The sequence below is a fragment of the Methylophaga sp. UBA5088 genome, from assembly GCF_002414625.1.
Classification (GTDB): domain Bacteria; phylum Pseudomonadota; class Gammaproteobacteria; order Nitrosococcales; family Methylophagaceae; genus Methylophaga; species Methylophaga marina.
Map to the genome: position 1 here is coordinate 40367 of NZ_DIAC01000032.1, position 1895 is coordinate 42261.

Below are 1895 nucleotides of genomic sequence, written 5' to 3' on the forward strand. Positions count from 1 at the left end.
AAAAAATGCCGACTGAGCGGCAGTGACCGAAAAGAGATCATCATCACTCTGCTATATCTGATAGGAAGGCATGAATGGAAATAAAAAAACTCCAGTGATATGACTATCACTGGAGTCTTATCTGTTTACTGAATCAGTCAAGTTTTCTTAACTGATCAGCATTGCGGTTAAACCCGGCGTTTTTATTTAGTTGTCTGATGACTCTTGAATAAGAAAGTTAATCACATTAAACAATTCAGGCACGCCACCTGCTGTGCTGGCATCGGTGCGATAAGCACCATTCACAATAAATGATGGTACACCAGTAATGCCTGATGTCTGACTCATAACCAGCGCTTTTTTCACTTTGCTTTTTACGCTGAAAGAATTCATGGTTTTTTTGAATTCATCACGGTCAATACCTTGCTCAGCCACAAAATCAAGTAATTGATCTTCTGTACTAAGACGACGTTTTTCGACATGGATAGCGTTAAATAATTTTGAATGAACTTTATCAAAATTACCTATGGCTTGAGCAGCGTAATAGACTTTTGCTAACTCTAACCAACTGTCTCTGAAAATAGCAGGCACCTTCACAAAATGCACATTCTCTGGCAGTGTTTCTTTCCATGCTTCCACTTCTGGCTCTAACTTAAAGCAATGTGGGCAGGTATAAGAAAACATTTCTACGACTTCGATCTTGCCATTGTCAGGTGTTGCTAACTTCTCAGCTGTTGGAAAATAATGGGTTCCTTCAACGAAGTTCATCGGAACAGCTGATGCTGCCGTTGAAATCAGACCCAGAAAGAGTCCTGTTGCAAGGGTTTTCACTAATCTCATCATCGTTGAGTATCCTTTACTTTCAATTAATTATTACAACGTACCATAGGAATGAAGGCCGCTCAGGAACATATTGACACCAAGAAAGGCAAATAGCGTCACAAATAATCCGACTATTGCCCACCAGGCCATAGGTTTACCATTCCAGCCTTTGGTTAAGCGCATGTGTAACCAGGCCGCATAATTCAACCAAACGATCAATGCCCAGGTTTCTTTAGGATCCCATGACCAATAACCACCCCAAGCTTCTGCGGCCCACAATGCTCCTAAAATGGTTGCCAGGGTAAAAAAGGCAAAGCCAAGAGCAATTGTCTTGTACATCAAATCATCCATCAGACTTAACTCTGGCATGGCTTTCACCCAACGGCTATCAGGGTTTACCTCTTGTCTCCAGACGACCAACACGTAGGCCACACCAATCATGGCAGCCATAGCAAAAGCACCATAACCGATAAAGTTGGCTGGCACATGGATTTTCATCCAATAACTCTGTAACGCAGGTACTAAAGGTTGGATTTCATGAGCATTGCGTTCAAAGCTGTACCAAAGCTGAAATACTACCGCTGCACTAATCACCAGTAAAACAAAGCCACCCAGACTACGTGTCTGATAACGACGTTCGTAAAAGAGGTATAACAAGGCTGTTACAACAGAAAACAGTATAAAGACTTCGTATAAGTTACTGACAGGAATGTATCCAATGTCTGCACCATGTAGATAGGTTTCACGCCAACGCACCATTAGACCAATCATGCCCATAGTGACAGCGGCCCAGGTTAACCCGGTGCCTACTTTTTCTGTGAAACTCGAGCGGAAAACGGTGCCGGCAAAATAAGTCAATGTCGCCATCACAAATAAGGCACTCATCCACATAAAGGCAGATTGACTCGCCAGAATATAGTTGAGCCAAAAGTTCGACTCAGCGGCGTCTAAACTTTGACCATACAAAGAAACAGCAAACAAACTGAATACGGCGACAGCCAGACTATGCCAGCGGAAACCTGGCCAGTATTGGCCCAGGAATCCCATTCCAATCGCTGTTAATACAATGATAGTAATTTCATAATAATCGAGAG

At 42.6% G+C, this 1895-nt stretch carries 2 protein-coding genes; both read right to left on the minus strand.

The window, feature by feature from the left end:
- Window positions 1-186: 186 nt before the first annotated feature.
- Entirely contained in the window at window positions 187-822 is a 636-nt protein-coding gene (locus B4K20_RS04440; RefSeq protein WP_289282020.1) for a thiol:disulfide interchange protein DsbA/DsbL, read from the minus strand.
- A gap of 30 nt (window positions 823-852) precedes the next feature.
- Window positions 853-1895: c-type cytochrome biogenesis protein CcsB (gene ccsB / locus B4K20_RS04445; RefSeq protein ID WP_289282021.1), on the minus strand; the 1043-nt coding region annotated here is incomplete at its 5' end.